General features: G+C 67.8%; 16 protein-coding genes and 3 pseudogenes. 9 read left to right on the top strand and 10 right to left on the bottom strand.

Annotated elements, in window-relative coordinates; translation table 11 throughout:
• Positions 1–66: 66 nt before the first annotated feature.
• Genes ACLNGM_RS20055 through ACLNGM_RS20045 form a run of 3 tightly spaced genes read left to right on the top strand, consistent with a single transcriptional unit; the run spans position 67 to position 4,447 of the window.
• The gene (locus ACLNGM_RS20055) at positions 67–1,212 is read left to right on the top strand and encodes a glycosyltransferase family 4 protein (RefSeq protein ID WP_416356303.1); all 1,146 of its coding nucleotides are present in this window, start codon (positions 67–69) and stop codon (positions 1,210–1,212) included.
• Positions 1,200–3,104, top strand: a complete 1,905-nt coding sequence (locus ACLNGM_RS20050; protein ID WP_416356302.1) for a glycosyltransferase — start codon at positions 1,200–1,202, stop codon at positions 3,102–3,104. Before ACLNGM_RS20055 ends, ACLNGM_RS20050 begins: the two co-directional genes overlap by 13 nt.
• Positions 3,101–4,447, top strand: a complete 1,347-nt coding sequence (locus ACLNGM_RS20045; RefSeq protein WP_416356301.1) for a nucleotide sugar dehydrogenase — start codon at positions 3,101–3,103, stop codon at positions 4,445–4,447. The genes ACLNGM_RS20050 and ACLNGM_RS20045 overlap by 4 nt, the downstream gene beginning before the upstream one ends.
• On the opposite strand, the gene ACLNGM_RS20040 is transcribed toward ACLNGM_RS20045, so the two are convergent.
• Entirely contained in the window at positions 4,437–5,729 is a 1,293-nt protein-coding gene (locus ACLNGM_RS20040) for a glycosyltransferase family 4 protein (RefSeq protein WP_416356300.1), read from the bottom strand. The genes ACLNGM_RS20045 and ACLNGM_RS20040 overlap by 11 nt on opposite strands.
• Before the next feature lie 2 nt (positions 5,730–5,731).
• Positions 5,732–6,994: a glycosyltransferase family protein gene (locus tag ACLNGM_RS20035; protein WP_416356299.1), complete on the bottom strand. Its 1,263-nt coding sequence runs from the start codon at positions 6,992–6,994 to the stop codon at positions 5,732–5,734.
• A gap of 297 nt (positions 6,995–7,291) precedes the next feature.
• Here ACLNGM_RS20035 and ACLNGM_RS20030 point away from each other — a divergent pair, with 297 nt between their 5' ends.
• Entirely contained in the window at positions 7,292–8,281 is a 990-nt protein-coding gene (locus tag ACLNGM_RS20030) for an NAD-dependent epimerase/dehydratase family protein (RefSeq protein WP_416358501.1), read from the top strand.
• A gap of 923 nt (positions 8,282–9,204) precedes the next feature.
• On the opposite strand, the gene ACLNGM_RS20025 is transcribed toward ACLNGM_RS20030, so the two are convergent.
• Both ACLNGM_RS20025 and ACLNGM_RS20020 read right to left on the bottom strand, forming a co-directional pair.
• Complete coding sequence (locus tag ACLNGM_RS20025; RefSeq protein ID WP_416356298.1) at positions 9,205–9,978, bottom strand: SDR family NAD(P)-dependent oxidoreductase; 774 nt, start codon at positions 9,976–9,978, stop codon at positions 9,205–9,207.
• Between the two features lie 133 nt (positions 9,979–10,111).
• Positions 10,112–10,708, bottom strand: a complete 597-nt coding sequence (locus ACLNGM_RS20020) for a TetR/AcrR family transcriptional regulator (protein ID WP_416356297.1) — start codon at positions 10,706–10,708, stop codon at positions 10,112–10,114.
• A gap of 102 nt (positions 10,709–10,810) precedes the next feature.
• Between ACLNGM_RS20020 and ACLNGM_RS20015 the strand changes: the two genes are divergently transcribed.
• The 5 genes and pseudogenes from ACLNGM_RS20015 to ACLNGM_RS19995 all read left to right on the top strand — a co-directional run bounded on the left by ACLNGM_RS20015 (position 10,811) and on the right by ACLNGM_RS19995 (position 17,098).
• Positions 10,811–11,926, top strand: coding sequence for an efflux RND transporter periplasmic adaptor subunit (locus ACLNGM_RS20015; RefSeq protein WP_416356296.1), 1,116 nt, complete (start codon positions 10,811–10,813; stop codon positions 11,924–11,926).
• A gap of 3 nt (positions 11,927–11,929) precedes the next feature.
• The gene (locus ACLNGM_RS20010) at positions 11,930–15,055 is read left to right on the top strand and encodes an efflux RND transporter permease subunit (RefSeq protein WP_416356295.1); all 3,126 of its coding nucleotides are present in this window, start codon (positions 11,930–11,932) and stop codon (positions 15,053–15,055) included.
• A gap of 16 nt (positions 15,056–15,071) precedes the next feature.
• Positions 15,072–15,371 (top strand): annotated as a pseudogene (locus ACLNGM_RS20005) (PaaI family thioesterase); the annotation flags it as partial.
• A pseudogene (locus ACLNGM_RS20000) lies at positions 15,340–15,498 on the top strand (hypothetical protein); the annotation flags it as partial. The pseudogenes ACLNGM_RS20005 and ACLNGM_RS20000, both read left to right, overlap by 32 nt.
• Before the next feature lie 208 nt (positions 15,499–15,706).
• Positions 15,707–17,098, top strand: coding sequence for an MATE family efflux transporter (locus ACLNGM_RS19995; RefSeq protein ID WP_416356294.1), 1,392 nt, complete (start codon positions 15,707–15,709; stop codon positions 17,096–17,098).
• Between the two features lie 58 nt (positions 17,099–17,156).
• Here ACLNGM_RS19995 and fabF read toward each other — a convergent pair.
• From fabF to ACLNGM_RS19965, 6 genes and pseudogenes are all read right to left on the bottom strand, one after another.
• Positions 17,157–18,439, bottom strand: a pseudogene (fabF, locus tag ACLNGM_RS19990) (beta-ketoacyl-ACP synthase II).
• Between the two features lie 799 nt (positions 18,440–19,238).
• Positions 19,239–19,775: an EAL domain-containing protein gene (locus tag ACLNGM_RS19985; RefSeq protein WP_416356293.1), complete on the bottom strand. Its 537-nt coding sequence runs from the start codon at positions 19,773–19,775 to the stop codon at positions 19,239–19,241.
• 18 nt (positions 19,776–19,793) lie between these two features.
• Entirely contained in the window at positions 19,794–20,003 is a 210-nt protein-coding gene (locus ACLNGM_RS19980; RefSeq protein ID WP_416356292.1) for a hypothetical protein, read from the bottom strand.
• A gap of 99 nt (positions 20,004–20,102) precedes the next feature.
• The gene (locus tag ACLNGM_RS19975) at positions 20,103–21,077 is read right to left on the bottom strand and encodes a hypothetical protein (protein WP_416356291.1); all 975 of its coding nucleotides are present in this window, start codon (positions 21,075–21,077) and stop codon (positions 20,103–20,105) included.
• Positions 21,078–21,991: 914 nt separating this feature from the next.
• Positions 21,992–25,129: an efflux RND transporter permease subunit gene (locus ACLNGM_RS19970; RefSeq protein ID WP_416356290.1), complete on the bottom strand. Its 3,138-nt coding sequence runs from the start codon at positions 25,127–25,129 to the stop codon at positions 21,992–21,994.
• 4 nt (positions 25,130–25,133) lie between these two features.
• Positions 25,134–26,402 (bottom strand): efflux RND transporter periplasmic adaptor subunit, encoded by a 1,269-nt coding sequence (locus ACLNGM_RS19965; RefSeq protein ID WP_090958993.1) that lies wholly within the window; start codon positions 26,400–26,402, stop codon positions 25,134–25,136.
• Positions 26,403–26,606 lie beyond the last annotated feature (204 nt).

Genomic DNA, 26,606 nt, shown 5'->3' with positions numbered 1-26,606 from the left:
CGCCCGCTTGCAGGAGGCATGCCGCGTGCGCTAGGGCTGGGGCTCAACTGTCTCGGCGAACGGGCCATGCCAATCGACCAGATGTCGGCCCGCCCACCGCTGCTCTTCTACGCTCCCCTGAAGTCGCCGGACGACCCTGTTCCCTCGGGGGACAGAACCCTCGCTCGCCTGCTGTTCTCGGCCGTACGGCAGGCCGGCTTCGCACCGCAACTGGCGAGCTCGTTCCGCGCGTTCTCGCGTGACGGCAGCCGGCAGCCGGCGCTCCTCGAACAGGCGTGCCTGGAGGCCCGGCGACTGGCCGCGACCATGGGAGGTCTGCCGCCAGGGCAACGCCCGAGCCTCTGGTTCACCTATCACAGCTACTACAAGGCGCCCGACCTCCTCGGGCCGGTCGTCTCCCGCTCGCTCGGCATCCCGTACGTGCTGGCGGAAGCCTCGCACGCCGAGAAGCGGCGGGATGGACCCTTCGCTTCCTTTCACGAGGCGGCGGCGAGAGCGTCGAGAGCGGCCGACCTCCATCTCGTCCTGAACCGGCGGGACCTCACCGGATTGGCGACGCTCCGCGGCAGCGAAGCCGGGCTCATCCACCTGCCTCCCTTCGTGGCCGACGTGACGGACGAGAACATCGCGCCCATACCGGAGGCGGGACCTCTGCGACTGGTGGCGGCCGCAATGATGCGCGCGCCCGACAAGCTGCAATCCTACCGGCTCCTCGCGCAGGCATTGGCGCTCGTCGAGATCGACTGGTCGCTGGACATCCACGGCGATGGCGAGGCGCGAGACGCGGTCGAGGCCGCCTTCGCACCGATCGCCAGGCGTGTCCGCTTCCGTGGCCTCGCCGGTGATCCGAGCCAACTCGCGACCGCCTACCGTCGCGCCGATGCGCTGGTCTGGCCGGGGTTCAACGAGGCGTTCGGCATGTCCTACCTCGAGGCGGCCGCCCATGGTCGCCCGGCGGTGGCCATGCGTTATGGCGGAGTGGGCGAGGTGGTGGAGGACGGCGTTTCCGGTCTTCTCGCCGATGCCGGCGACGTGGTGGGCCTTGCGGACCGCCTCATGCAACTCGGGCGCGACCGCGCGTATCTGCGCCGGCTGGGGGAGGGAGCCCGCGCGCATGCCGCCGGCCGGCACAGTTTCGCGGCGGCGGTCCAGCGCCTCGCATCGACCCTGCATCCGCTTCTGCGGGAAAGGCCGGCGTCGTGCGCATTCTGATCGTCGTCACCCATCTTCTCGGGATCGGGCATCTCGCGCGCGCGACATTGCTCGGCCGGGGGCTGGCGGACGCCGGCCATGACGTCTGCCTTGCCGCCGGCGGACGGCCGGTCCCCCATCTCGACATGCAAGGCCTCGACGTCGTCCAGCTTCTTCCGGTTCATTGCCGAAATGCCGACTTCCGCATGCTCTGGACCGATGACGGCGCGGTTCTCGACGAGACGGGGATGGCGGCCCGCCGCGAGGCGCTGCTCGACACCTTCCATCGCACGCGGCCCGATGTCGTCGTCACGGAAACCTATCCGTTTGGCCGGCGCTCGCTGCGCGGCGAGTTCGAGGCGCTGGTCGAGGCGGTCTGGGCGCGCCCCGATCGACCGGTCCTCCTTGCCTCGGTGCGAGACATCCTCAATCCGCCCTCGCGCCCCGAAAAGGTCGATCAGGCGGAGACGATCGTCGCCGAGCGCTATGATGGCGTGCTCGTGCACGGCGATCCGGCGGCGGTTCCGCTCGAGGCGTCCTGGCCTGTCGGCGACAGGCTGCGCGCCCGCCTGATCTATACGGGCTATGTCGCCGAGGGCGCTCCGGTCGAGCGGACGCAGCCGCGCACACGGGACGTCGTCGTATCCGGCGGCGGCGGGGTTGCCGGGCTTCCCCTGTTCGAGGTGGCTGTTGCTGCATCGCGTCTCGATGCCCGAGATGCGATCTGGCGGGTCCTCGTCGGCCACGGCGTGCCCGATGCGGCGTTCGAAGCGCTTGCGGCGGGTGCCCATCCCCGGCTCGTGGTGGAACGGGCGCGTCGCGACTTTCGCGAGTTTCTCGCGCGCTCCGCCGTTTCCATCAGCCAGAGCGGTTACAACACAGCACTCGACATCGCCGCCGCCCGTACTCCCGCGGTGCTGGTGCCGTTCGAGGACGGGGGCGAGCGCGAGCAGAGCCTGCGCGCGACAAGACTGGCGGCGTCCGGTCTCGCCGTGCTGCTTCCGGCCAGCGAACTCTCGCCCACGACACTCCTGAAGGCCGTCGAGGAGGCGCGAACCCTGTCGCTCGACACGGCGCCCCACATCGTCACGCGTGGCGTCGAGGGCAGCGTGGCCGCGATCGAGGACGCCGGCACGCGGGCGCGGCGCAACGCGGCCGCCTGGGGCGCACTGGACGAGCGCCTCGACGCGCTTGCACGAGAGGGGCGCCCGGCGCGGCTCTGGTGGCGCGACGACGACGCGGCCGAGCCGTGCGACGCGCTGGATCGTCTGCTGGAGGTGCGAGCCCGGCTGAACCTGCCGCTGGCGCTCGCCGTCAGCCCACGCCTTGCGAGCGACCGGTTGGCGACCCGGTTAAGCCGGGAACCCGACCATCTTGCGGTGATCGTTCACGGCATCCGGCATGCCAACAATGCGCCGCCGGGCCGGAAGAGCTGCGAACTCGGATACCGGCCGGCCGGCGAAATTCTGGAGGGGCTCCGGGAAGGGCTCGGCAGCCTGCGAGCGCTGTTCGGGCCGCGCGTGCGGCCGATCCTGGCACCGCCTTGGAACCGTATCGACGACGAGCTCGTCCCGCATCTCCGGGCGAGCGGTTATCGCGGTCTCTCGACATTCGGACCGCGCAAGGCCGCCGGAAGGAATGGGCTCGCGGTGGTCAACACGCATTGCGACCCCATCGCCTGGCGACATGGCCGCGGCCTCGCGGACGAAGCGGACATTCTGGAAAAGCTCGTCCGTGATCTCGACCGCGACGAGCCGATCGGCATCCTCACCCATCACCTCGCGCACGACCGGCGAATCTGGCATTTCGTCGAACGCCTTCTTCAACGGCTGGCGGTCCATCCCGGCGCGGTGTGGATGGACACGGACGCGCTCATGGCGACGACGCCAGACAACGAGGAGGCTGCCGTTTGACCGAAGCCGAGAACCCAGTGGCATCGAAGCTCGCGCGATTGATCGCCGACCGCAAGGCACGCGTTGCGATCATCGGGCTCGGCTATGTCGGGCTGCCGCTCGCGCTGACTTTATGTCGCGCGGGCTTTCCGGTGCTCGGCTTCGACATCGACGAACGCCGTGTCGCGCTTCTCAACCGTGGCGAAAGCGGCATCCGACACATCCCGGCGGACGCGATCCGGGCGGCCCTAGCCGAGGATCGCTTCGAGGCGAGCGCGGATTTCGAGCGGCTCGGCGAAGCGGACGCCATCCTGATCTGCGTGCCCACCCCGCTGACGCGTCAGCGCGAGCCGGACCTTTCCTTCGTCGAGCGCGCCAGCCGCCAGATCGCCCGCACCCTTCGACCCGGCCAGCTCGTCGTCCTCGAGTCCACGACATGGCCGGGCACCACGGAGGAGATCGTGAAGCCCATCCTCGAGGAGGCGGGCGCACGCTCGGGCGACGGGTTCTTCCTCGCCTTCTCGCCGGAGCGTGAAGACCCCGGCAATCGCGATTTCGGCACGCGGGACATTCCCAAGATCGTCGGCGGCGACGGGTCACACGCGTTGCGGCTCGCCGACGCGCTCTATGCGGCGGCGATGACCTCGACCGTGCCCGTGTCGAGCCCCGCCGTCGCGGAAGCGGTCAAGCTGACCGAGAACATCTTCCGTTCGGTCAACATCGCTCTCGTCAACGAATTGAAGGTCGTCTACGACGCGATGGGGATCGATGTCTGGGACGTCATCGCCGCGGCATCGACCAAGCCCTTCGGCTTCATGCCGTTCCAGCCGGGCCCGGGCCTCGGCGGCCACTGCATCCCGATCGATCCCTTCTATCTCGCGTGGAAGGCGCGCGAGTTCGAGGTTCCGACGCGCTTCATCGAACTTGCCGGTGAGATCAACACCGCGATGCCGCGCCATGTCGTGGACCGTCTGGCGGAAGCGCTCGACCGCCGGTTCGGGCGAGGTCTGAACGGCTCCCGGATTCTCGTGCTCGGCGTGGCCTACAAGCGCAACGTCGAGGACACGCGCGAGAGCGCCTCGTTCCGGCTCATCGAGCTGCTGGAGGACCGGGGCGCGCACACCAGCTATCACGACCCGCATGTTCCCGAGATCGGTCCGACGCGCGAGCATCGCGAGCTTGCGGGACGCCGCTCCATCGCGCTGACCGCGCAGGCGATCGCGGACTTCGACGCCGTTCTGGTCGCGACGGACCACGACGACGTCGATTATGCGCTGGTTGCGGCACACATGCGGCTGGGCGTCGACACGCGCAATGTCTTCGCCAAGCGGCAGCTCGACCTTTCCCGGGTCGTCAAGGCGTAGGCTCGCGCTCCGCCAGGCTTTCTCGGAGAAGCTGCTCCAGCGTCGCGATCCCGCCTTCGAGCGTGAACTGCTCGACGAGAACCCTGTAGGCTGCCGCGCCCAGCGCCTGCCGCATGCCGGGATCGCCGATCAGATCGGCGACGACCTTCGACAGGGCATCGGGGTCCGCCGGTGGGACGAGGCGGCCGTTTCGTCCGTCGGTGACGAACTCCGGCACGCTGGCGAAGTCCGTCGAGACGATCGCGAGCTTCTGGGATGCGGCTTCCATCAGGACGTTCGGCAGCCCGTCCCGGTCGCCGCCGTCCCCCTCGCGGCACGGCAGCACGAACAGGTCCGACGCGCGCAAGGCCGAGACGACGGCATCCTGCGGCTGCGAGCCCTTCCATTCGATGCGGTCGTCGAGCCCGAGACGCGCCGCCTGGGTCTTCAACGCGTCCTTCAGTTCGCCCGAGCCGATGTGGACGAGCCGCCAATGCAGCTCGTTCGGCAGGGCCGCAAGCGCATCGAGGAGGTCGGAAAATCCTTTCTTGGCCACCATGCGCCCCACGGTGACGATGCGGATGGGATCGACCGCCGAACCGCCGTCGCGAGGCGAGCGGGTCTCAGGTGGCGGGGGGAAGCGAGACAGGTCGAGGCCATGATAGGCAAGGCGAACGCGGCCGCGGTCGTGCGGCGGCGATAGCCGGACGAGCTCGTCGAAACCCTGTCTCGTGCACGTCACGCCCCAGCGGCTGGCTTCGATCTTCTCGCGCCGTTCCCATTCCGGCGTCGTCCAGATGTCCTTGGCATGGGCCGAGAAGCTCCAGCTTCCCCCGCGCAGCAGCGCAGCATAGCGCGCGACGGAGCCGGGTGTGTGGAGGAAATGGACGTAGAGATGAGCGAGAGCCGGATCGAGCTCTCGCGCCAGTACCATCGCCTGTCCCAGGCGGCGCATGCGATTGGGTGTCGGATCGCGCTTCAGATCCTGCCAGGCGGCGCGAAGGAATGGACGCCATCCCGTCAGCCGACGTGCATGGGCCAGTCCCGCCAGCACGCGCTTCGGCGCTTGGTAGAGATATTCGGGAAGATAGTGGACCGGCGCGCGGATCCTTTGGTGCAACTCGTGCTGCGCGCCGTCGGTCGGGCGTCGAAGCGACCAGATCTCGATCAGGAAGCCCGCGTCCTCGAGAGCCAGGAGCTCCTGCGCGATGAAGGTCTCGGAAAGGCGAGGATACCCTTTCACCACGACGGGAAGGCGCAGGCCTTGTTCCGGTCTCCGGCCGGGCGGCGTTCGAACCAGCATCGTCAGGCAAACACCGCGTCGCGCGGCGCGGCGATGCGCGTCTGCGTCATCAGAGCATGCGTGGCGGCCTCGATCCGATCCAGTCCATCCAGGAGCCCCTTCGGAAAACTCTTCGACGGTAGCGGCTGCTCCGCGAGTGCGCGGATCGCCAGACCCATCATGGCGGGATCGCGGCGCGCACCGGGCTCCAGCATGGCGCCGTCCAGCATGGACACGAGGCCGAGTTCCGCTGCTCGCTCGGCGCGGATCGTCTGTTCCAGCCGTGGCGTGCGGCGGGGGACGATCAATGCGCGCTTGTCGAAGGACAGGATCTCGCAGAAGGTGTTGTAGCCACCCATCGCGATCACGCCCTCGGAACGATGCATCAGATGCTCGATCTTGGTGTCGAAGGTGATGGCGTCCATCCGAGGCAGGCCGGCGATCCGTTCGATGAACGCCATGCGGCGCGCTCGGGGGATGAAGGGGCCGAAGACGACCAGCGTTCCCAACGGGATCGACGGATCGGCCTCGTAGGCCGAAATCACCCAGTCGATCAGTTCCTCGCCGTCGCCGCCTCCGCCCGTCGTCACGAGAACGAACGGTTCGCGCGTCAGCTTCGGGTAGCGTGCGGGCTGGGGTCTCGGCGGCAGTTCGCGTGGGATATAGCCGGTATAGACGATGCGCCTGACTGCGGCGGGCGAGAGATCGAACGCCTCCAGCGGCGCATGGATCTGCGGCAATCCGTAGACCCAGATCTCGTCATAGAAGCGTTCCAGCGCCGCGAGCGCCCCTTTCCTCTGCCACTCCGGCACGATCACGGCAGGCTCGTCGAGAACATCGCGCAGACCCAGGACGATGCGGGTGCCAGCCTCCTTCAGGAATTGCAGCGTCTGGACGAGTTCGTCGCGAAACCCGGTCGGCTCCTTGTCGACGATCAGGATGTCGGGCCGCAGTCCGCGAGCCGTCGCCATGATGATGGCCTCCCGGATCCGCACCGTCTCCTCCAGATCCAGCGAGAGGCTGGATGTGGAATAGGTGCCGTCCGGCAGCTTCACCACGCCGGGCACCCGAACATAGTCGATACCATCCCCGAACTCGAAGCTGCCGATCACGGGCGAACCGGAGATGATGACGATCGAGGGGTCGTGAAAACTTGTCGCCAGCCGATTCGCAATGGCGCGGCAGCGACGGATGTGTCCGAGACCGAACGTATCGTGACTGTAGATCAGGATCCGGGGCCCGCTGCTGGATGCGGGTTGGTGCGCCCTGAGGGGTGAGATCGACATCAAAGATTTCCAGGCCTCCGACGCGAGACCGATGGTCTGCGGGGCCCCGTTATACGACAGCACCGCGCGATTGGGAAAATCGTAATTCCGCCTGATCACGCGGCGCGGCATCATCAGGCTCTCTCAGCCCCACGCGGTCGCGGCGGGGCGGCAGGGAGCGACGTGTCGGTTGCAGCCGGCGCTTTTCTCGCGAGCCTGTTGGGAGTACGTCCGTCGATCGAAGCCGGGGGCACGGGACAACCGCACAGGGCGGATGTTCGGGATCCCGGTTGCCGGGCGACAGACTGGGGGCTCCGCATTCAACGCGTTCTGATCACTGGAGCTGCCGGCTTCGTCGGGCACCACCTGTCGCTTCGTCTCCTGCGGGAGGGGATGGACGTTCTGGGCATCGACAATCTCGATCCCTACTACGATCCCAGTCTGAAACGTGCCCGGCTGAAGCGGGTGTCCGACCACGAGGCGTTTCGATTCAAGGAGGCGGACGTCGCCGATGGGGCGCGCCTTCTCGGGATCATGGAGACGTTTCGCCCCGATGCCGTCGTTCACCTCGCGGCTCGGGCGGGCGTTCGCAATCCGAGCGGCGACCTGTGGGCCTACGCGCGGCCCAACCTCGACGGCTTCGTGTCGATGCTGGACGCCTGCCGCTACGTCCGTCCCCGCCACATCGTCTATGCTTCATCGAGCTCGGTCTATGGAGCCGATTCGTCGATCCCGTTCCGCGAGGACGACCGTGCCGATCGACCGGCCTCGTTCTACGCGGCCACAAAGCGTTCGAACGAACTCATGGCGGAAGCCTTCTCGGCGCTGGAGAGCATCGCCTGTACGGGCCTGCGCTTCTTCACGCTGTATGGCCCATGGGGGCGCCCCGACATGGCGTATTACAGTTTCACCCGCGAGATTTTGGCGGGGCGGCCGATCACGCTCTACGACGCTGACGTCATGCGACGCGATTTCACCTATATCGATGACGCCGTGGAGGCCGTGACGCGCCTGGTCAATCGGAGCGCTGGTGACGCGCAGACCGCCGCAAGTGCCGGGCACCGCATCTACAACATCGGGAACACGCATCCGGTCGCGTTGGGCGATTTCGTCGCGACCCTCGAGACGCTTCTCGGCAGAAAAGCCGCCATCACCCACCGGCAACGCCAACCCGGGGAAATGACGGTCACCTTCGCCGATACGACCCGCCTACGTGAGGCTGTCGGTTTCGTTCCATCGACCGATCTTCGAGACGGCCTGTCGAGCTTTGTCCGGTGGTACAGAAACTACCACGATGCCCTGCCATGACGAGCGGTTGATCCCGACAGTCCATCCGGCCGAAATTCCTGCTGGCCGATGATCGCAAACCCTGTCGGTCATTCGGCGTGCGAGTTTGGGTCTAACTGATTTTCGGCGGCGTTTGTCGGCGGAAATGGCGGTGTCCTTCGAGGAGCGCCGCCATGCCATGTCGCCTTTCGCTCTCATCTATCGTTCCGCCGGATGGGCCGTCGACCATGAGAAGCTCATCGATGGCGTCCTGACCGTCACCGTCTCGGCACGAGTGCGATCGGCGGCGGGCCCGGTAGACCCTCAGCCCCGACATGCGCCGAGCGCCTTCAGTTCGAAGGTCACCTTCGCTGCGAGGAAGCGAACGCCATCGTTACGCAGGTGACGGCCAACGGGGCGTCGATCAGGAAGATCGTCCGCCGAACGGGTCGCAGCCGCAAGGTCATCCGCCGGTTCGTACGGGACCAGCGCACGGACCTGTTCCGCACCCGCCACGGCTCTTTCGATTCGCCCTTGGTGTTTCTCGACGCGCAGCGGGAGCCGGCCTGCCGCGACGGCGCAGAACCCAGGCGGCGCCTTCGAGCCTCCGGCTCTGGTGGTTCAGAGCGCGTCGTTCGAGACGAGGTGACGCGCCGGCGCCGGTCGCAACGCATGACGTGCGCCGTGCTTCGCAGACCACCGTCCGCCCGTACTATCGCCCGCCTGATGACGACGAAGCGCATCCACCGGACCGGAGCCGGGACCCTCACGATCTCCGCGATCGAGGAATGCACGTGATCGCTCGGCGAAGTGCGAACCCTGATCGACCGCTTCCGGTCCATCGTCCAGCGCAAGGCTGAAGCCGATCTTGATCCCTGGCTCCGCACTGCCAAGTCCGGCCTCATCGCCTCGCTTGGCTGCGGCGTCACCACGGTGCGGAAGGCGTCGACGAAACATGTCGACCGTCAGGGTCCGAGGACTTTCCTCATGGACGCGCGTTGGCTGGCGCGTGGGGTCAGGCGGTTGGAGAAGGCTACGAGCTTGTTCATGAACCCGGCGATCACCGATGCCTTGCCTCGCGATAGGGCATCGAGCCCGGCCTCGGCGACGGGCCGCGGCTTCATCGTCATCCGACGCAGCATCGGCGAGACGGGTGCATCGGCCGCCGCGTCGAAGCCGGTTTCCGTGTGTCCCGGGCACAGCGTGGTGACGACGACGCCCCGCTCGCGCAGCTCGTCGTGGAGCGCTTCCCCGAAGGACAACACGTAGGACTTCGTCGCGGCGTAGGCGGCAAAGCCGGGTACGGGCTGGTACGCCAGAAGGCTCGCGACGAGGAGGATCTTTCCCGATCCGCGAGCTGCCATGTCCTGACCGAAGACGTAGCTGAGTTCGGTCAGTGCCGTGACGTTGAGCTGGATCATGTCGGCGGTGCGCTCGACCGGCGTGTCCAGGAACTCGCCGTGCAGGCCGTAACCGGCGTTGTTGACGAGAATGTCGATGTGCGTCGAGGAAGCGTCCAGCGTCTCCTTGAGGCGCACCGCGGCTCCCGGGGCGGCGAGGTCGATCGGCAGGACGACCACGTCGACGCCGTACCTCGCACGCAGATCGGCGGCCAACTCCTCCATCGGCTCCCGACGCCTTGCGGCGAGCACGAGATCGACACCCTGCGCGGCCAGGAGATCGGCGAACTCCAATCCGAGCCCACTCGACGCTCCCGTGACGAGGGCGCGCTTGCGCATGGAGGCATAGACCGTCCGAGCGGCCGTGGATGTTCTGTCGGGGGCGCTGTTCATCGTCTGTCGTTGGGGCTGGTTCGGCCGTCTGTCCTGGAGGAGTTGGGCGCCCGGTCGGCGCGCCGGGTGGTTTGGAGGGTCACTCGGTGTGCCGATCGGGAGCGCCCCCGTGGCGTTCTAGGATGTCCCGGATCGAGGCATCGAGAATCTCCTTCGACAGGGTCTCGTCGTTGACGCTGCGGGCGAGGACGATCGCGCCGATCATCGACGCGGCCGTCGCCATCGCGCGCTCGCGCCGATCCGGCTCGTCCTCCGGCAGGCAGGCCTCCAGGAAGTCGATATGGGCGACCAGCCCGTCCTGCATGGCGGCGCGCACGGCAGGTCCCGCGCGCGCGGCATCCGCGCCGAGCGCCGCCATCACGCAGCCTTCCGCCTGTTCGTCGCGGTGCTCGGGAGAGAGGTAGGATCGCACGAGCGACGCGAGCGGGCGCCTGGGGTCCTGCGACGCGAACTGCCGCCAGCGCTCGCGGATGCCCGCATACCCGCGGACGGTGGCTTGGGCGGCCAGATCCTCCTTCGATGCGAACTGCTTGTAGAAGGCGCCCTGCGTCAGGCCGGCCGCTGCCATCAGATCCTTCAAGCCGATGCCGTCGAAGCCGTGACGGCGGAACAGGCGGCTGGCGACGTCGATGACCCGCTCGCGGTTCGCCTCGGCCTGGGTGCGGGAAACGCGCATGAGCTCTCCATTTATAGATTGCGTTCGAAAGCTATACGGCATATAGAAGTTGTACGCAATCTATAAAGGCCTCGGGCAGCGTCCCGTCAACGAGGTGGTCTCATGAGACTCGTTTCCTTGATCGTTCTGGGATCCGCCGCGCTGGCTGCCGCGGGGGCCGCCGTCACCATCTATCCGTCGCTGGCCTCGACGGAAGAGGCGACAAAACCCGCTGTGGTCGACGCGAGATCCGAGCCCCCGATGGTCGCGACCGTCGACGCGAAGCGGATCGGGGCGTCCGAGCGCGCCTTCACCGGATCGGTCTCGGCCCGGATCCAGAGCAATCTCGGCTTCCGCGTGCCCGGCAAGATCGTCGAACGCCTCGTGGATGCGGGCGAGGAAGTGAAGGCGGGCCAGCCGTTGATGCGGGTCGACGACCGCGACCTTCGCTCGGCGCTGACGGCCAAGCTGAAGGCGGTCGACGCCGCGCGGGCGCTGGCGGTTCAGGCACGGGCGGACGAGGCCCGCTACGCCACGCTCCTGCGGCTCGGACAAGCGCCCCGCCAGCGATACGAGCAGGCGAAGGCGACACTGGACACGGCGGAGGGGCAGCTCTCGGCCGCCGAGGCCGAGGCCGATGTCGCGCGCAACGAGGCCGATTACGCGGTGCTCGTCGCGGACGCGGACGGCTCGGTCGTCGAGACCCTTGGCGAACCCGGTCAGGTCGTCTCGGCAGGCCAGGCGGTGGTGCGTCTTGCCCATGACGGGCAGCGCGAGGCGACCGTCTCCCTGCCGGAGACCGTGCGTCCCAGGATCGGCGCCGCCGCCGAGGCCACTATCTACGGGCTCGGCGACCGGCGCTGGCCGGCGGTCCTGCGCCAGCTCTCGAGCGCGGCCGACGTGCAGACGCGAACCTATGAGGCACGCTTCGTTCTCGGGGGCGACGCCGCCGCCGCCCCGATTGGTTCGACGGTCACGGTCTGGATCAAGGATCCGGTCGCCGCGCGTTCCGCCGAGGTGCCGATCGGCGCGATCCTCGACGAGAACGGGACGACGGGCGTCTGGGTCGTGGACCGCGCAACGTCGAAGGTGAACCTGCGGCCCGTCACGATCCTCGAGCTCGGCGAGGAGACCGCGACCGTCTCCGGGCTCGAGCCCGGAACACCCGTCGCGGCGCTCGGCGCCCATCTTCTCCACGAAGGCGCCGCCATCCGGCTCCTCGCCGCCAAGGGGTTCTGAGCCATGAGCCTCAACCTCTCCGCCCTTGCCGTGCGTCACCGGTCGGTGACGCTCTTCCTCATCATCATCACGGCCCTTGCCGGCGCCTTCGCCTTTCTCAATCTCGGCCGTGCCGAGGATCCGGCCTTCACGGTCAAGACGTTGATCACGACGGTCGCCTGGCCGGGCGCGACCGCGCAGGAGATGCAGGATCTCGTTGCCGATCCGCTGGAGAAACGCCTCCAGGAGCTGCGCTACTACGATCGCGTCGAGACCATCGCCCGGCCGGGCGTCGCGTTCCTGACGCTGACCCTCAAGGACGACACGCCGCCCGCCGCCGTGCAGGAGGAGTTCTATCAGGCCCGCAAGAAGCTGGGCGACGAGGCGCGCAACCTGCCGAGCGGCGCCTTCGGCCCCTTCGTCAACGACGAGTTCTCCGACGTCACGTTCGGCCTCTACGCGCTGAAGGCCAGGGGCATGCCGATGCGTGTCCTGGTGCGCGAGGCGGAAGCGATGCGCCAAAAGATTCTCGACGTTCCGGGCGTGAAGAAGGTCAACATCATCGGCGAGCGCCCGCAGCGCATCTTCGTCGAGTTCTCCTATGCCAAGCTCGCGACCCTCGGCATCTCGGCGCAGGACGTGTTCCTGGCGCTCCAGCGCCAGAACACCGTCGCCCCGGCCGGCTCGATCGACACCGCGGGCCCACAGGTGTTCCTGCGTCTCGACGGGGCGTACGACGATGTCCAGAAGATCGCCGACACGCCGATCGTGGCGGCGGGGCGGACGCTGCGCCTGTCCGACATCGCCGAGGTCCGCCGCGGCTACGAGGATCCCGCGACCTTCCGGATCCGCACCGAAGGCGAGCCCGCGCTGATGCTTGGCGTCGTCATGCAGGATGCCTGGAACGGGCTCGACCTCGGCAAGGCGCTGGAGGCCAAGACCGCCGAGATCGGCGCCCGCCTGCCGCTTGGGCTGAGCCTCACCAAGGTCACCGATCAGGCCGTCAACATCTCCGGCTCGATCAACGAGTTCATGGTCAAGTTCGTCATGGCGCTCGGGGTCGTGCTCCTGGTCAGCCTGATCGCGCTCGGTTGGCGCGCCGGCATCATCGTGGCGCTCGCCGTGCCGCTGACGCTGGCGGTCGTCTTCCTGATCATGCTCGACACCGGGCGGTTCTTCGACCGTATCACGCTCGGCGCCCTCATCCTGTCGCTCGGCCTCCTCGTCGACGACGCCATCATCGCCATCGAGATCATGGTGGTGAAGATGGAGGAGGGCATGGACCGCGTGTCGGCCGCCGCGGTCGCCTGGAGCCATACCGCCGCGCCGATGCTGTCGGGGACGCTCGTCACCGTGATCGGCCTGATGCCCGTCGGCTTCGCCCAGTCGACCGCGGGCGAGTATGCCGGCAACATCTTCTGGATCGTCGGCTTCTCGCTGATCGCCTCCTGGGTCGTGGCGGTCACCTTCACCCCCTATCTCGGCGTCAAGCTCCTGCCCGAGATCAAGCCCGTGCCCGGCGGCGTGCACGCGATCTACGACACGCCGAACTACCGGCGCCTGCGCGCCGTCATCACCGCGGCCGTGCGCCACAAGTTCCTGACCTGCGCCTTCGTCGTCCTCGCCTTCGGCGCCGCGGTGGTCGGCATGGGCGGGGTGGAGCAGCAGTTCTTCCCATCCTCCGATCGCCCGGAGGTGCTGATCGAGGTGCGCCTGCCCGAGGGCTCCAGCATCGAGGCCACCACCCGGACCGTCGCGAAGCTCGAGGCCTGGCTGGACAAGCAGCCCGAGGCCGAGCTCGTGTCGAGCTACATCGGTCAGGGTGCGCCGCGCTTCTTCCTCGCCATGTCGCCGGAGATGCCCGACCCGTCCTTCGCCAAGATGGTCGTCCTGACGAAGGATGCCGAGACGCGCGAGGTGCTGAAGCACCGCATGCGCGAGGCGATCGCCGAGGGGCTGGCGCCCGAGGCCTATGTCCGTGTGACGCAGCTCGTCTTCGGTCCCTACACGCCGTTCCCCGTCGAGTTCCGCGTCATGGGACCGGACGCGGGCGAACTCGTGCGCATCTCGAGCGAGGCTCTGTCGGTCATGCGCGGCGTCGCGGGCGTGCGCCAGGCCAACCGCGACTGGGGCAGCCGCTCGCCGACCCTTCGCTTCGTGCTCGATCAGGACCGCCTGAAGCTCATCGGCCTGTCGCCGACCGAAGCCGCCCAGCAGCTCCAGTTCCTGCTCTCCGGGATCACGGTGACGCAGGTGCGCGAGAACATCCGCACCGTCGACATCGTGGCCAGGAGCGCCGGCGAGGAGCGTCTCGACCCGACGCGCCTCAAGGACTTCTCGCTGACGAGCCGCGACGGCCGGCTCATCCCGCTCGACCAGATCGGGCGCACCGAGATCCGCATGGAGGACCCGATCATCAAGCGCCGCGACCGCACGCCCACGATCACGGTCCGGTCCGACATCGCCGAAACGGCGCAGCCGCCGGAGGTCTCGACCGCCGTGCTCGCCGCGCTCCAGCCGCTGATCGCCTCGCTTCCCGACGGCTACCGCATCGAGATGGGCGGCAATATCGACGAGTCGCTGAAGGCCAACGCGGCGCTCGCCAAGGTCTTCCCGATCATGATCGTCCTGACGCTGATCGTGATCATGTTCCAGGTGCGCTCGTTCTCGGCGACCTTCATGACCGTCCTGACGGCGCCGCTCGGCCTCGTCGGCGCCGTGCCGATCCTCCTCGCCTTCGACCAGCCGTTCGGCTTCAACGCCATCCTCGGCATGATCGGCCTCGCCGGCATCCTGATGCGCAACACGCTGATCCTGATCGAGCAGATCCGCGAGAACAAGGCGGAAGGGCTCGACGACTACCACGCGGTCATCGAGGCGACCGTCCAGCGCACGCGTCCCGTGATCCTGACGGCGCTCGCCGCCGTGCTCGCCTTCATCCCGCTGACGCACTCGGTCTTCTGGGGCTCGATGGCCTACACGCTGATCGGCGGCACCGCCGGCGGCACGGTCCTCATCCTCCTCTTCCTGCCCGCCCTGTACGCGACCTGGTTCCGCATCAGGGCGCCGAAGACGAAGGAAGGAACGGCAGCGCCGACCGCGTTGCGGGACGATCACCCGGACGGATCGAGCCCGGTGCCGGCGGAGTGACGGCAGGACCGGATCGATGACCTCGGGTCGAAGGAGGGGAGTAGCCATGACAGACCATCAACACGATGCCGGCAACGACTGCTCGAAGGAGCCCGCTCCCTTGCCGCGAGGCGAGATCGCGGCGCTGTCCGGGCTCGAAGTCCTCGAACGGATGCTGGACGGGCGGCTGCCCCTGCCGCCCTTCGGGGCGACGATGGAAATCACGCCGGTCAGCGTCTCGGCGGGGCGGATCGTCTTTGCAGGACGGCCGAAGGCGGCGTTCCTGAACCCGTTGGGAACGGTTCATGGTGGCTGGATCGCGACGATCCTCGATACCGCGATGGCCTGCGCCGTCCATTCGACCCTCAAGGCCGGGCAGAGCTACAACCTCCCTTTCCATCAACTACGTCCGGGCGCTGCTGCCGGGCGAGGTGGATGTGCGGTGCGAGGCGTCGGCGCTCTTCTCGGGCCGACGCATGGCGACTGGCGAGGGACGTCTCTACGACGCCGAGGGACGCCTGATCGCTCACGGCACCGAGACGTGCCTCGTCCTCGACAACCCCCGGCCGACGGACGGGGCCGCCGTCGGCTGACTCCTTCAGGGAGCACGGCCTGCCGGCGCTTCGATTGCTTCTCCACCCTCCCGTTTCGCCGCGCAGCGAGGAATGCCGCATGACCGATGCCGCCGTTTCAGCCGGGCACGCTTCGCCGGCACCACCGCAGATCGATGGGCGCACGCGTTCGCTTCTGTCGGATCCCGTCGTGCCGCTGATCCTCCAGCTCGCCTGGCCGAACCTTGCCGTGATGCTGCTCCAGGCGTCGACGGGCCTTGTGGAGACCTATTGGGTCGGGCAGCTCGGGCCCGATGCCTTGGCCGGCATGGCGCTCGTCTTCCCGGTCTTCATGCTGATGCAGATGCTCTCGATCGGGTCGATGGGGGGCGGCATCTCCTCGGCGGTCGCGCGTGCACTCGGGGGCGGACGGCGCACCGACGCCGATCGCGTCCTCTTTCACGGGACGGTGCTCCTCGGCGGCATCGGGCTGGCCTTCTCGATCCTGGCGCTCGCCTTCGGGCGCCCGTTCTATGCGATGCTGGGCGCGCGGGACGGCGCGCTGGACGCGGCGGTCACCTATTCCAACATCATCTTCGCCGGCAACGTCCTCCTGTGGGTGATGAACGCCCTGGCGAGCGCGCTTCGAGGGACCGGCGACATGCGCGTGCCGGCCGCGATCGCGGGGCTCGGTGTCCTCCTGATCGTGCCGCTTTCGCCGCTGCTCATCTATGGCTACGGCCCGGTGCCGGCGATGGGCGTTGCGGGCGGCGGCCTCGCCATCGTCGTCTTCAACGCCGTAGGCTGCGCCTATCTCGCCTGGCACATCCTCTCGGGACGCAGCCTCCTCTCCCTTCGAGCCGGCCGGCTGGAGTGGCGGCTGTTCGCCGACATCCTCCGGGTCGGCGCCCTGTCATCGCTGACGGCGATCCAGACCAACGTCATCTTCATCGTCATCACGTCGATCGTCGGACGCCTGGCTGGCGAGGGAGCGCTGGCGGGCTACGGGACGGCGGCGCGCCTCGAATACCTCCTCATCCCGCTCACCTTCGGCTTCGGCGCGCCGCTCGTGCCTCTCGTCGGCACGAATGTCGGGGCGGGCCAGATCGAGCGGGCCAAGCGGATCGCCTTTACGGGCGCGGCGATGGCCTTCGCGGCGGCGGAAATCGTCGGGCTTCTCGGCGCCGCGTTCCCGTCGCAGTGGCTCGGCCTCTTCGGATCGGATCCCGAGATGATCGCGACCGGATCGCACTATCTCGCGATCGTCGGGCCGACTTTCGGCTTCTTCGGCCTCGGGATGGGCCTCTACTTCGCCGGGCAGGGGGCCGGACGCCTGGCCGGGCCTTTGGCGGTTACGGTTCTGCGCACCGCGATCGCCCTCGGTGGCGCGTTTCTGGTCCTGCGCATGGGCGGTACCCCCTCGATCGTGTTCGCGGCCATCGCCGCCGGGATCGTCGTCTACGGACTTGCGATGGCGGCAGTCACGGTCCGGGCGGACTGGCGATCGTCCTAGTCGCGTCGCTTTTGCCGCCGGGCGAAGGCCGCGCCCGGCAGCCCGCCGCGTCGATGGATCATTCCATCCGCTGGAACACGAGGCTCGCGTTCACGCCGCCGAAGCCGAACCCGTTCGAGAGAACCGTTCGGAGCGATGAACGGCGTGCGGTGCCCGCGACGATGTCCATGCCCGACGCCAAGGGATCGGGGTCGACGAGATTGAGGGTCGGGGGAACGATGCCGTCGCGCAAGGCGAGGACCGAGAACACGGCCTCGATCCCGCCGGCCGCGCCCAGAAGATGACCTGTCGCCGACTTCGTGGACGTGATGATCGGTCGGGCCTCGCCGAAGAGCGCGCGGATGGCGGCGAGCTCTCCCTGGTCGCCCACGGGGGTCGACGTCGCATGTGCGTTGATGTGGTCGATCCCCGTCGGATCAAGACCGGCCTGACGGAGCGCCGTCGCCATCGCACGCCGGGCGCCGCTGCCGTCCTTCGGCTCCGCCGTGAGGTGGTACGCGCCGGCACTCGTGCCGTAGCCGACGAGTTCCGCGATCGGCACCGCACCGGGGCGATGGCGTGGTCGAGCGCCTCGATCACCAGGATCCCGGCGCCTTCCCCCATCACGAAGCCGTCGCGGGCGGCATCGAACGGCCGCGAGGCAAGCGCCGGATCCTCATAGTGCGCTGTCGAAAGGGCCCGAGCCGCCGCGAACCCTCCAAGACTCACCCGGTCGATGAACGCCTCGGCGCCGCCGCAGACCGCGACATCGACCTCTCCCGCCCGGATCATCCGTGCGGCATCGCCGATCGCCTGAACGCCTGCCGCGCAGGCCGTGACCGGCGATCCCGGCGGCCCCTTCAGCCCGTAGCGGATCGAAACCCAACCCGACGCGAGATTGGCAAGGAACGAGGGGATGACGAACGGGGAAAGCCGCTTCGTTCCGCGCTCGTCGGTCGTGCGAACGGCGCCGGCGATCTCGGGGAAACCGCCGATCCCGGTGGCGATCACGGTCGCCGCGCGCTCACGCTCCGCCTCGGTCGATGGGGAGAAGCCCGCCTGCGCGAGGGCTTCGTCGCTGGCCGCAAGAGCGAAGGCGATGAAGCGACCGAGCTTGCGCTGGTCCTTGACGGACACGACCCCGTCGATGTCGAACCCGGCTTCCGGGTCCTCCTCGCGCGTGGGAACCACGCCCCCGACCTTCGCGGCGACGTCCGGCACCAGATCGTCGGGAAGCCGGCAGATGCTGGAACGACCCTCGACGAGGCGGCTCCAGACGGGCTCGATCCCGACGCCCAAAGGCGAGACGATCTCCATGCCGGTGACGACGACGCGGCGGGAGGGGGCATGATGTACAGACATGGTCGAGCTCCGATGAGCGATCTTCGGGAGCCATATCTAGGCTGATAGAAGTCGATCGAAATCTAAAAGAGGACGGCGATCACGCGTCTTTCAGGCGGACCTTCCTTTTCCTTCGGTGCCCGTCATCGAAATCGGGTCTCGACGGACCTCATGGTTGAGGAGGCCGATGGCGCTCACTGAGCGTTTTCAGATCAGGCGCCGAGCTTCGGCGGCAGTTCCGGAAACGAGGGATGCAACGCAGGCTGAAGGATCCCCTGCCGACATTGTGAACTTTCGGACGAGGCGGATGGTCGGCAATGGCGGCTGGCAGGTGTCGGCATCCTCACCTCAGGCGATCGGGTTGTGACCAGAACCGGTGGTCGCAGTCGCTCCCACAGCGGCGGTTTTCCCTTGTTGGATCCGGACATCCCGCGGGTCTCCCCCGCAATCGGTCGCGGCTAACGTGTCGCACGGCATGGGTGTCCGATTTGGCGTATGGGGTCTTGAACGAGCGGGGTGCAACGGATCGCGATGATGCATGGTCGTTGGATAGGCTTCCACCCGTAGCGACCCCATCATCACGACATCCGCAGCGATCAACGAAACCAGGAGAGTCGAGCGATGAGTTCGAGGAAGTCGGCCACGGGGATCATGGCAGCTTTGTATGTGGTCATCGGTATCGGCGTCGCCGGGTTGCTGGTGCTGTTCTTCACCCGGTTCTTCGGCGGCGTCTGACCGCTCAAACGAAAGGGCGTTCCGAGCGTGCCGTCTGTCGGCTCCGGCGAAGCGCTGGGGCACGCGACCGCTCCCGTTGCGGGCTTCACCGAGCCCGTTTGAGCAGCAGCGGTCGGCCGAGAAGGTACCCCTGCCCATAGTCGACGGCGAGCTCACGCAGGCGATCCAGCTGCGGCGCGACCTCGATCCCTTCGGCGACGATCCTGGTGTCGAACGTGCGGGCGAACTGCACGAGCCCTGCGAGAAGTGCCGCCCGGCTCGGGCAGACATGAATGTTGTTCGTCAGGCTGGCATCGATCTTCAGGATGTCGGGCCGCAGGCTCAGGATATGCTGCATGTTGGCGTATCCGGCCCCCACGTCGTCGATCGCCAGTCGGGCGCCCCGATCCCGCAGCGGACGAAGCGCTGTCATCAGCGGCCGGTAGTCGTCGACCGCCGTATGTTCGGTCAATTCCAGCACGAGGCGCCTGGCATCGACGCCCTCCAGAAGAGGGGAGAAGCGTTGATCGAGAAGGATGTCGGGCGAGACGTTGAGGGCGAGAAACATATGGTTCGGGAAGAGGTCCAGGCCCCCGAGAGCGGTCGTCAGCGTCTCGATTTCGAGATCGGGGCCGAGCCCCACTTCATAGGCATCGCGGAATCACGCATCGGGGGAGCGATACGGACGAACCTGGACCCGTGTCAGCGCCTCGACGCCGATCAGCCTGTCATCCGCCATCGCGAAGATCGGTTGATAGGCGGCGCGGAAGCTGCGTTGCTGCAGCATCTCGCAGATGCGGCCCCGCTTGAGGCGGGAGTTGAGGTCCGAAAAGGGGCGGGTGGCGCGAGGGGCAGGGGAAAACGACGGCATGCGTATTCTCCATGCGGGAGGGGTATCGCGAAACGACGGGTGAAGGACCGAAGGGGAACAGGTGCCGCCCGACGTTCGGACGGCACCCACTAGAGACCCTCAGGACCGCAGGAGCTTGCAGAGCTGCACGAGATCCCATTCGTTGCCGTTGGGGTCGTTCAGGATCGAACGGCATTGCTTCTGGAGCCTGCGCCGATCGCTCGACGACATGTCGTTGAAGCCTTGAACCGCGGAAAGCGTGCGCCGGTTCATGTTGCCGGTAAGAGGAATGGCGCTTCCGGGCGGCCGCGGGGCGGTCGGAGGAGCCGACGTCAACGGACCGGACTGACCGATGCCTTCCGGCGACGCGGGCCGGCCGATCGAGCCTGGCCTGCCGCCCTCTGGTCGACTGGCGACGGTGTAGCCGCGTCCGGGCTGGCTCGGGCGATTGCCACCGACCGATACGCCGACCCCGGCACCGATGCCGTTGCTGCCGCCCACGGATGCACCGACACCGGCACCGATCCCACGACTGCCGCCCACATTGGCACCCACCCCGGCATTGATGCCATCACGTCCTCCGACCGAGGCCCCGATCCCGGCTCCTATGCCGCGGCTCCCGCCAACGGATGCGCCGGCACCAGCCCCGATGCCCTTCGATCCACCGACCGAGGCGCCGGCCCCGGCCCCGACGCCGGACGCGCCGCCGATCGACGCCCCGACGCCAGCCCCGACACCTTTCGATCCTCCGACGGATGCCCCCGCGCCGGCGTTTACGCCTTGCCCGCCGCCCAGCGACGCTCCCGTGCCGACATTGGTGCCCCGGCTGCCGCCGATGGAAGCTCCGGCGCCGGCCCCGATCCCGCGATCGCCGCCGATCGAGGCGCCGACGCCGACCCCGAGCCCGCTGCCGCCGCCAAGGGACCCCCCGAGGCCGGCGCCGATACCGCCGTTGCCTCCGATCGATCCGCCAAGTCCGCCGGCAAGACCTCCACCGAACTGGGCCTGTGCGGACGGCGCTGCGCTGATGAATGCTGCACAACCGGAGAGCGTGGCAGCCAGACGTGTCTGATACCGTTTTATGTCTCTCTCCATTGACGCATGGTCACAAGCGCAAGCTTGCAGGACAGAGACGATCGAAAATAACCTGCAGTGTTAGTCCTTTAAAATAGAAAGGAATACTTGCTTCACAGGTGGTTGCGGTGACCTGTAGGTTTGTTTCCGCGACTTGGACAGAACCAAGGGGTGTGTAGCGCCATTGGAAAGGGCTTCGCGGACGGCTCCCCCTCCCTTCTGCGGTTGCCTTGAGCCCAGAAGGTTCATTGGGGTTGGTGGCCTCTTATATCGTCGGGCTCCGTCCAGTCTCACAGACCGCATTCAAGATGGGCCCCAAGCCGGATCGGACGTTCCGCTTGGCTGTCGCCTCGGAAGTGGCCCACCCTCGGACCGAGCTTCCCAGCCTCTGGCGAGCACTCGGCCAGGATCGAACACGCACGAGCCCGAAGGGATCGTCGTCAAGCCGGGCAAGTGGATGTGTCGCCGTGACTCCAGCGCTCGATACCGGCGGAGAAACCGCGGAACGTACGACCACCTGTGCCGATGTGTCCACGAGCTGAATGCCGACCGGATGTCGTGTCGGAACGGCCTCCGACGAAAGAGCGGATGGTTAGGAACGGCCATGTCGAACCCGACGCCGAGGCCGTCCATCCTCGTGGGGCCGCGTCGCGAAGCCGGTCGGTTCGCCCGGTATCGCCGCCGCAACGACCTCGCCGTGATGAGGGTGAGACGCGGGGAAGGACAGGTGGCTTCCGCCAACGGCGTAGCGAGACTTCGACGTTCCGCCATCGCCTGTCCGATGCCGTGGCCTGCTCTCCGGCCGGGAGGGTTGCGTCCATCATGCCACCGACGGCGAACTTCGCGGTCCGGTCAAGGTCCCGACACTTGGTGGCGCTCCCGGCGGGCGAGGCTGGGGCGCGCTGTAGGGTGCGGACGCCAGTTCCCACCGACGATCATTCGGCGGGTTCGGGCGCAAGGAGAGGTGCCGCAGGGCGTCGCGACAGCCCCGCGCTGACGCGCATCACGGCGGCGAAGAACAGCGGCACGAAGAAGATGCCGAGCGCGGTCGCGGCGATCATGCCGCCCATGACGCCGATGCCGATCGCCCGCTGGGCGCCCGCACCCGCGCCCGTCGAGATGGCGAGCGGCAGGACGCCGAGGATGAAGGCGAACGACGTCATCAGGATCGGGCGCAGGCGCAGACGCGCCGCCTCCAGCGTCGCCTCCACCAGCTGCTTGCCGGCCGCATGAAGGTCGCGCGCGAACTCGACGATCAAGATGGCGTTCTTGGCGGCCAGGCCGATCGTCGTCAGCAGGCCGACCTTGAAATAAATGTCGTTCGACAGGCCGCTCATGCTCGCCGCGACCAGCGCACCGAAGACGCCGATCGGAACGGCGAGGATCACCGAGAAGGGCACGGTCCAGCTCTCGTAGAGTGCAGCAAGGCACAGGAAGACGACGAGGACGGACAGCGCGTAAAGGAGCGGCGCCTGCGAGCCCGAAAGCCGCTCCTGGTAGGACAGGCCGCTCCAGTCCACCGTCCAGCCGGGTCCGAGATCGGCGACGAGCTGTTCCATTCGCGCCATGGCCTCGCCCGAGGACGTGCCGCTTGCGGCCTGGCCTTGGATGTTCACGGCGCTGAGGCCGTTGAAGCGCTCCAGCCGCGCCGGGCCCTGGTCCCAGCCGACCTGCGTGAAGGCGGAGAAGGGCACCATCTCGCCCGTGTCGTTGCGCGCGTACCAACGGTTCAGGTCGCTCGGCAGCATGCGGAAGGGCGCATCGGCCTGGACATAGACCGGCTTGATGCGACCGTTGTTGTCGAAGTCGTTGACGTAGGCGCCAGCCCAGGCCTTCGACAGGACGTCGTTGACGGCCGCGACGTCGATGCCGAGCGCGCCCGCCATCTGGTGGTCGATCTCGACATCCAGCTGTGGCTGCGTCGGCGTTCCGTTGCGGCGAACGCCCGTCAGGATCGGGTCGGAGCCTGCCGCCTGCAGGAGGCGTTGCCCGGCGTCGGCCAGCGCGCTCGGCCCCTGGCCGCCCGAGTCCTGAAGATAGAGCTCGAAGCCGCCGGACTGCCCGAGGCCGGGAAGGGCCGGCGGCGACAGCGCCACGACGCGCGCGTCCCGGATCTTGGCGAAGGCGCGCATCGCCCGACCTGCGATCGACGCGGAATCCTGTCCATCGGCCGTCCGCTCGTCGAAGGGCTTCAGCCGGACGAAGGCCATCGCAAGGTTCTGCCCCTGGCCACCGAAGGAGAAGCCCTGGGTGGCGAACACCCCTTCGACGTTGGTCGCCTCCTGCGTGAGATAGTACTGCTCGACCTGGCTCAGCACCTCGATCGTGCGCGCCCGTGTCGCGCCCACGGGCAGCTCGATCTGCGTCATCAGGACGCCTTGGTCCTCCGGCGGCAGGAACGACGAGGGTAGGCGGTTGAAGAGATACGCCGTGCCGCCGCAGATCAGAAGAAACACGAAAAGCACGCGAAGGGGACGGGCAAGGAGACCGCCGGTCGCACGTTCGTAGCCGTTCGTCAGCGCGCCGAAGCCGCGGTTGAAACCACGGAAGAACCAGTTCTTGCTCGCCCCGTGCGCCGGCTTCAAGAGCGTCGCGCAAAGCGCGGGCGTCAGCACCACGGCCACCACCACCGACAGGAGCATCGCCGTGACGATGGTGATCGAGAACTGCTGGTAGATGATGCCGACGGAGCCGCCGAAGAAGGCCATGGGCAGGAAGACGGCCGACAGGACCAGCGCGATGCCGACGAGCGCTCCCGTGATCTCGCGCATCGACTTCTCGGTCGCCTCGCGGGGGCCGAGGCCTTCCTCCTCCATGACGCGCTCGACGTTCTCCACGACGACGATCGCATCGTCGACGAGGAGGCCGATGGCGAGGACCATGGCGAACATCGTCAGCGTGTTGATGGAATAGCCGGCCAGCGCGAGGACGCCGAGGGTGCCCAGGAGGACGACGGGCACGGCGATGGTCGGGATCAGCGTCGCGCGCCAGTTCTGGAGGAACAGGAGCATGACGACGAAGACAAGGACGACCGCCTCGATCAATGTATGGACGACCTTCTCGATCGACAGCTTCACGAAGGGCGTCGTGTCGTTGGGATAGACGATCTCGACGTCCGAAGGCAGCGAGCCCTTCAGCCGCTCCATCGCGGCCACGACGCCTTCCGCCGTATCGATCGCGTTGGCGCCGGCGGCAAGGTTCACGCCGAAACCGGCGGCTGGCTGACCGTTGTAGCGGGCACTGGTGTTGTAGCTTTCCGCGCCGATCTCGACACGGGCCACATCGCCGATCGTCACCAGCGAGCCGTCCGTTGCGGTCTTCAGGATGATCGAGCGGAACTGGTCCGGCGTCTGGAGCTGGCTCTGCGAGGTGATGGTGAAGTTCATCTGCGCGCCGGGCGCGGAGGGCGTGGCGCCCAGCTGGCCGACGGAGACCTGGCTGTTCTGCGCGCCGATGGCGGACGTCACGTCGCCCGGCGTCAGCTGAAACTGGGCGAGCTTGGCGGGGTCCAGCCAGACGCGCATGGCATAACCCGAGCCGAAGAGGTTCAGGTCGCCGACGCCCGGCACGCGGCGGATCGCGTCCTCGAGGTTGGTCGACACGAGGTCGGCAAGGTCGATCGAACTGTAGCGCGGGTTGGCCGACGTGAGGGCGGCCACCATCAGGATGCCGGACGAGGACTTCGAGACCGTCAGCCCCTGCCGCTGCACGGCTTCGGGAAGCTGAGAGGTGACCTGGGCAAGCTTGTTCTGCGTCTGGACCTGCGCGATGTCCGGGTCGGTCCCGTTCTGGAAGGTGAGGGTGATGGAGGCCGATCCCGCCGAGGTCGAGTTCGACGCCATGTAGAGGAGCCCATCGAGCCCCGTCATGTTCTGCTCGATGATCTTGGTGACCGAGTTCTCGAGCGTCTGCGCGCTCGCGCCGGGATAGGTCGCCGAGATGCGCACGTTGGGCGGGGCGATGTCGGGATAGCGCGAGATGGAAAGCTGGGACAGGCCGAGAAGGCCGCCGAGCATGATGGCGATGGCGATGACCCAGGCGAAGACGGGGCGGCGGATGAAGAACTGGGCCATCGCTTCAGTCCTGCGCCTTCGTCGCCGCGTCACCGCGAGCGGCGACCTGATCGGCGCCTTGCGTCGCACCGGCGCCGACCGGGCGCGCGACGCCGTTCTCGTCCAGCGCCACCTCGACCGGGGTCACAGGCTTGCCGGGCTGCATCTTCTGGAAACCATCCACGACAAGGCGGTCGCCGTCCGAGACGCCTCCCGTCACCACCCAGTTGCCGCCGAGATCGGTGGATGTCTGGATCACGCGGCTTTCCACCGAGTTGTCGGGCTTCAGGAAACTCGCCGTCGCCTCGCCCTTGTTGTTGCGCGAGACGGCGCGCTGCGGCACCAGAAAGCCCTGGTCATCGAAGCCGATCTCGAGCGTGGCGCGCACGTACTGGCCGGGGAGGAGAAAGGCCTGCGGGTTCGCGAAGCGCGCGCGGATGGTGAAGCTGCTGGTCGTCTCGGAGACGAAGCGTTCTCGCGCTTCCAGCGTTCCGGTCGCGGCGTAGGGCGTGCCGTCGGGCAGGCTCAGCGAAATCTTCGGCGGTGAGGCTGTGTCGCCGAAGGCCGAGCGGAACGCGCCCGTCTCGAGGGCGGCCCGGTTGCGGATGAGGTTTCCGGAGGATTCGGTGAGGTCGACATAAACCGGGTCGAGTTGTCGGATCGTCGCGAGCGCCTCGGCCTGTCCTGCGGTGAGAAGGGTGCCGGCGTCGATGTCCGTGGTGCCGATCACGCCGTCGATCGGGGCGCGGATCTCCGCATAGCCGAGGTTGATGCGGGCCGTCTCGACGGCGGCCTGCGCGACGGCGATGTCCGCCTCCGTTTGCAGGAACAGCGACTGTGCATCCTCCTTGTCCTGCTGGCTGATCACGGTCGAGGCCGACAGGTTGGCGTAGCGCTCGGCCTTGGCCTGGACGCTCGGCAGCGCGGCCTGCGCCTTCGTCAACGTCGCCTCGGCCGCCGCAAGCTGGGCCTCGAAGGGCTTCCGGTCGAGACGGAACAGGATGTCGCCCGCCTTCACCGCGCTCCCCGGTTCGAACACGCGCTCCACCACGATCCCGCCGACCTGCGGGCGGATCTCGGCGGTGCGGAAGGCGACGACGCGGCCGGCCATGTCGCTCTGAAGCGTCACCGGCTGAGGTCGGAGCGTGACGAAGCCGACCTCCGGCGGCGGAGCGGACGCCCGGGACGGAGCGGCGGCCTCCGGTTGATTGCACGCCGCCAGCGACGAGAGGGCGGCAAGGCCGATCAGCAGCGCCGCGGCACGGCGAAAGGGTGTACGGTGTGGAGGAAGCATCGGGACCTATCCGAGGCGCGAGGACAAGGCCCCGCCAGTTTGACATCGGTGATACCGCGCTGCGGCACGGCGAGGTGTGTCATCCCCTTGGCGCTTTGTCGCAAATTGTATCGAGAGGGCCCCGGCACGCCGCTCCGGTACATTCGGATACAAACTTTCCGCCACCGTCCGGCGTCGCCGGTGTAGAGCCGGAGGGCACCATTC

It is taken from the genome of Aureimonas phyllosphaerae (assembly GCF_047943035.1).
Classification (GTDB): domain Bacteria; phylum Pseudomonadota; class Alphaproteobacteria; order Rhizobiales; family Rhizobiaceae; genus Aureimonas; species Aureimonas phyllosphaerae.
The sequence above is the reverse complement of the archived record's forward strand: the minus strand, read 5'-3'. Positions and strand labels throughout refer to the sequence as shown.

Coding starts and splice junctions, on each gene's coding strand:
- ACLNGM_RS20055 (WP_416356303.1), top strand. CDS start 67: ATGCCAATCGACCAGATGTCGGCCCGCCCACCGCTGCTCTTCTACGCT.
- ACLNGM_RS20040 (WP_416356300.1), bottom strand. CDS start 5,729: ATGCTGGTTCGAACGCCGCCCGGCCGGAGACCGGAACAAGGCCTGCGC.
- ACLNGM_RS20035 (WP_416356299.1), bottom strand. CDS start 6,994: ATGTCGATCTCACCCCTCAGGGCGCACCAACCCGCATCCAGCAGCGGG.
- ACLNGM_RS20025 (WP_416356298.1), bottom strand. CDS start 9,978: ATGCGCAAGCGCGCCCTCGTCACGGGAGCGTCGAGTGGGCTCGGATTG.
- ACLNGM_RS20020 (WP_416356297.1), bottom strand. CDS start 10,708: ATGCGCGTTTCCCGCACCCAGGCCGAGGCGAACCGCGAGCGGGTCATC.
- ACLNGM_RS20015 (WP_416356296.1), top strand. CDS start 10,811: ATGAGACTCGTTTCCTTGATCGTTCTGGGATCCGCCGCGCTGGCTGCC.
- ACLNGM_RS20010 (WP_416356295.1), top strand. CDS start 11,930: ATGAGCCTCAACCTCTCCGCCCTTGCCGTGCGTCACCGGTCGGTGACG.
- ACLNGM_RS19995 (WP_416356294.1), top strand. CDS start 15,707: ATGACCGATGCCGCCGTTTCAGCCGGGCACGCTTCGCCGGCACCACCG.
- ACLNGM_RS19980 (WP_416356292.1), bottom strand. CDS start 20,003: ATGCCGTCGTTTTCCCCTGCCCCTCGCGCCACCCGCCCCTTTTCGGAC.
- ACLNGM_RS19975 (WP_416356291.1), bottom strand. CDS start 21,077: ATGGAGAGAGACATAAAACGGTATCAGACACGTCTGGCTGCCACGCTC.
- ACLNGM_RS19970 (WP_416356290.1), bottom strand. CDS start 25,129: ATGGCCCAGTTCTTCATCCGCCGCCCCGTCTTCGCCTGGGTCATCGCC.
- ACLNGM_RS19965 (WP_090958993.1), bottom strand. CDS start 26,402: ATGCTTCCTCCACACCGTACACCCTTTCGCCGTGCCGCGGCGCTGCTG.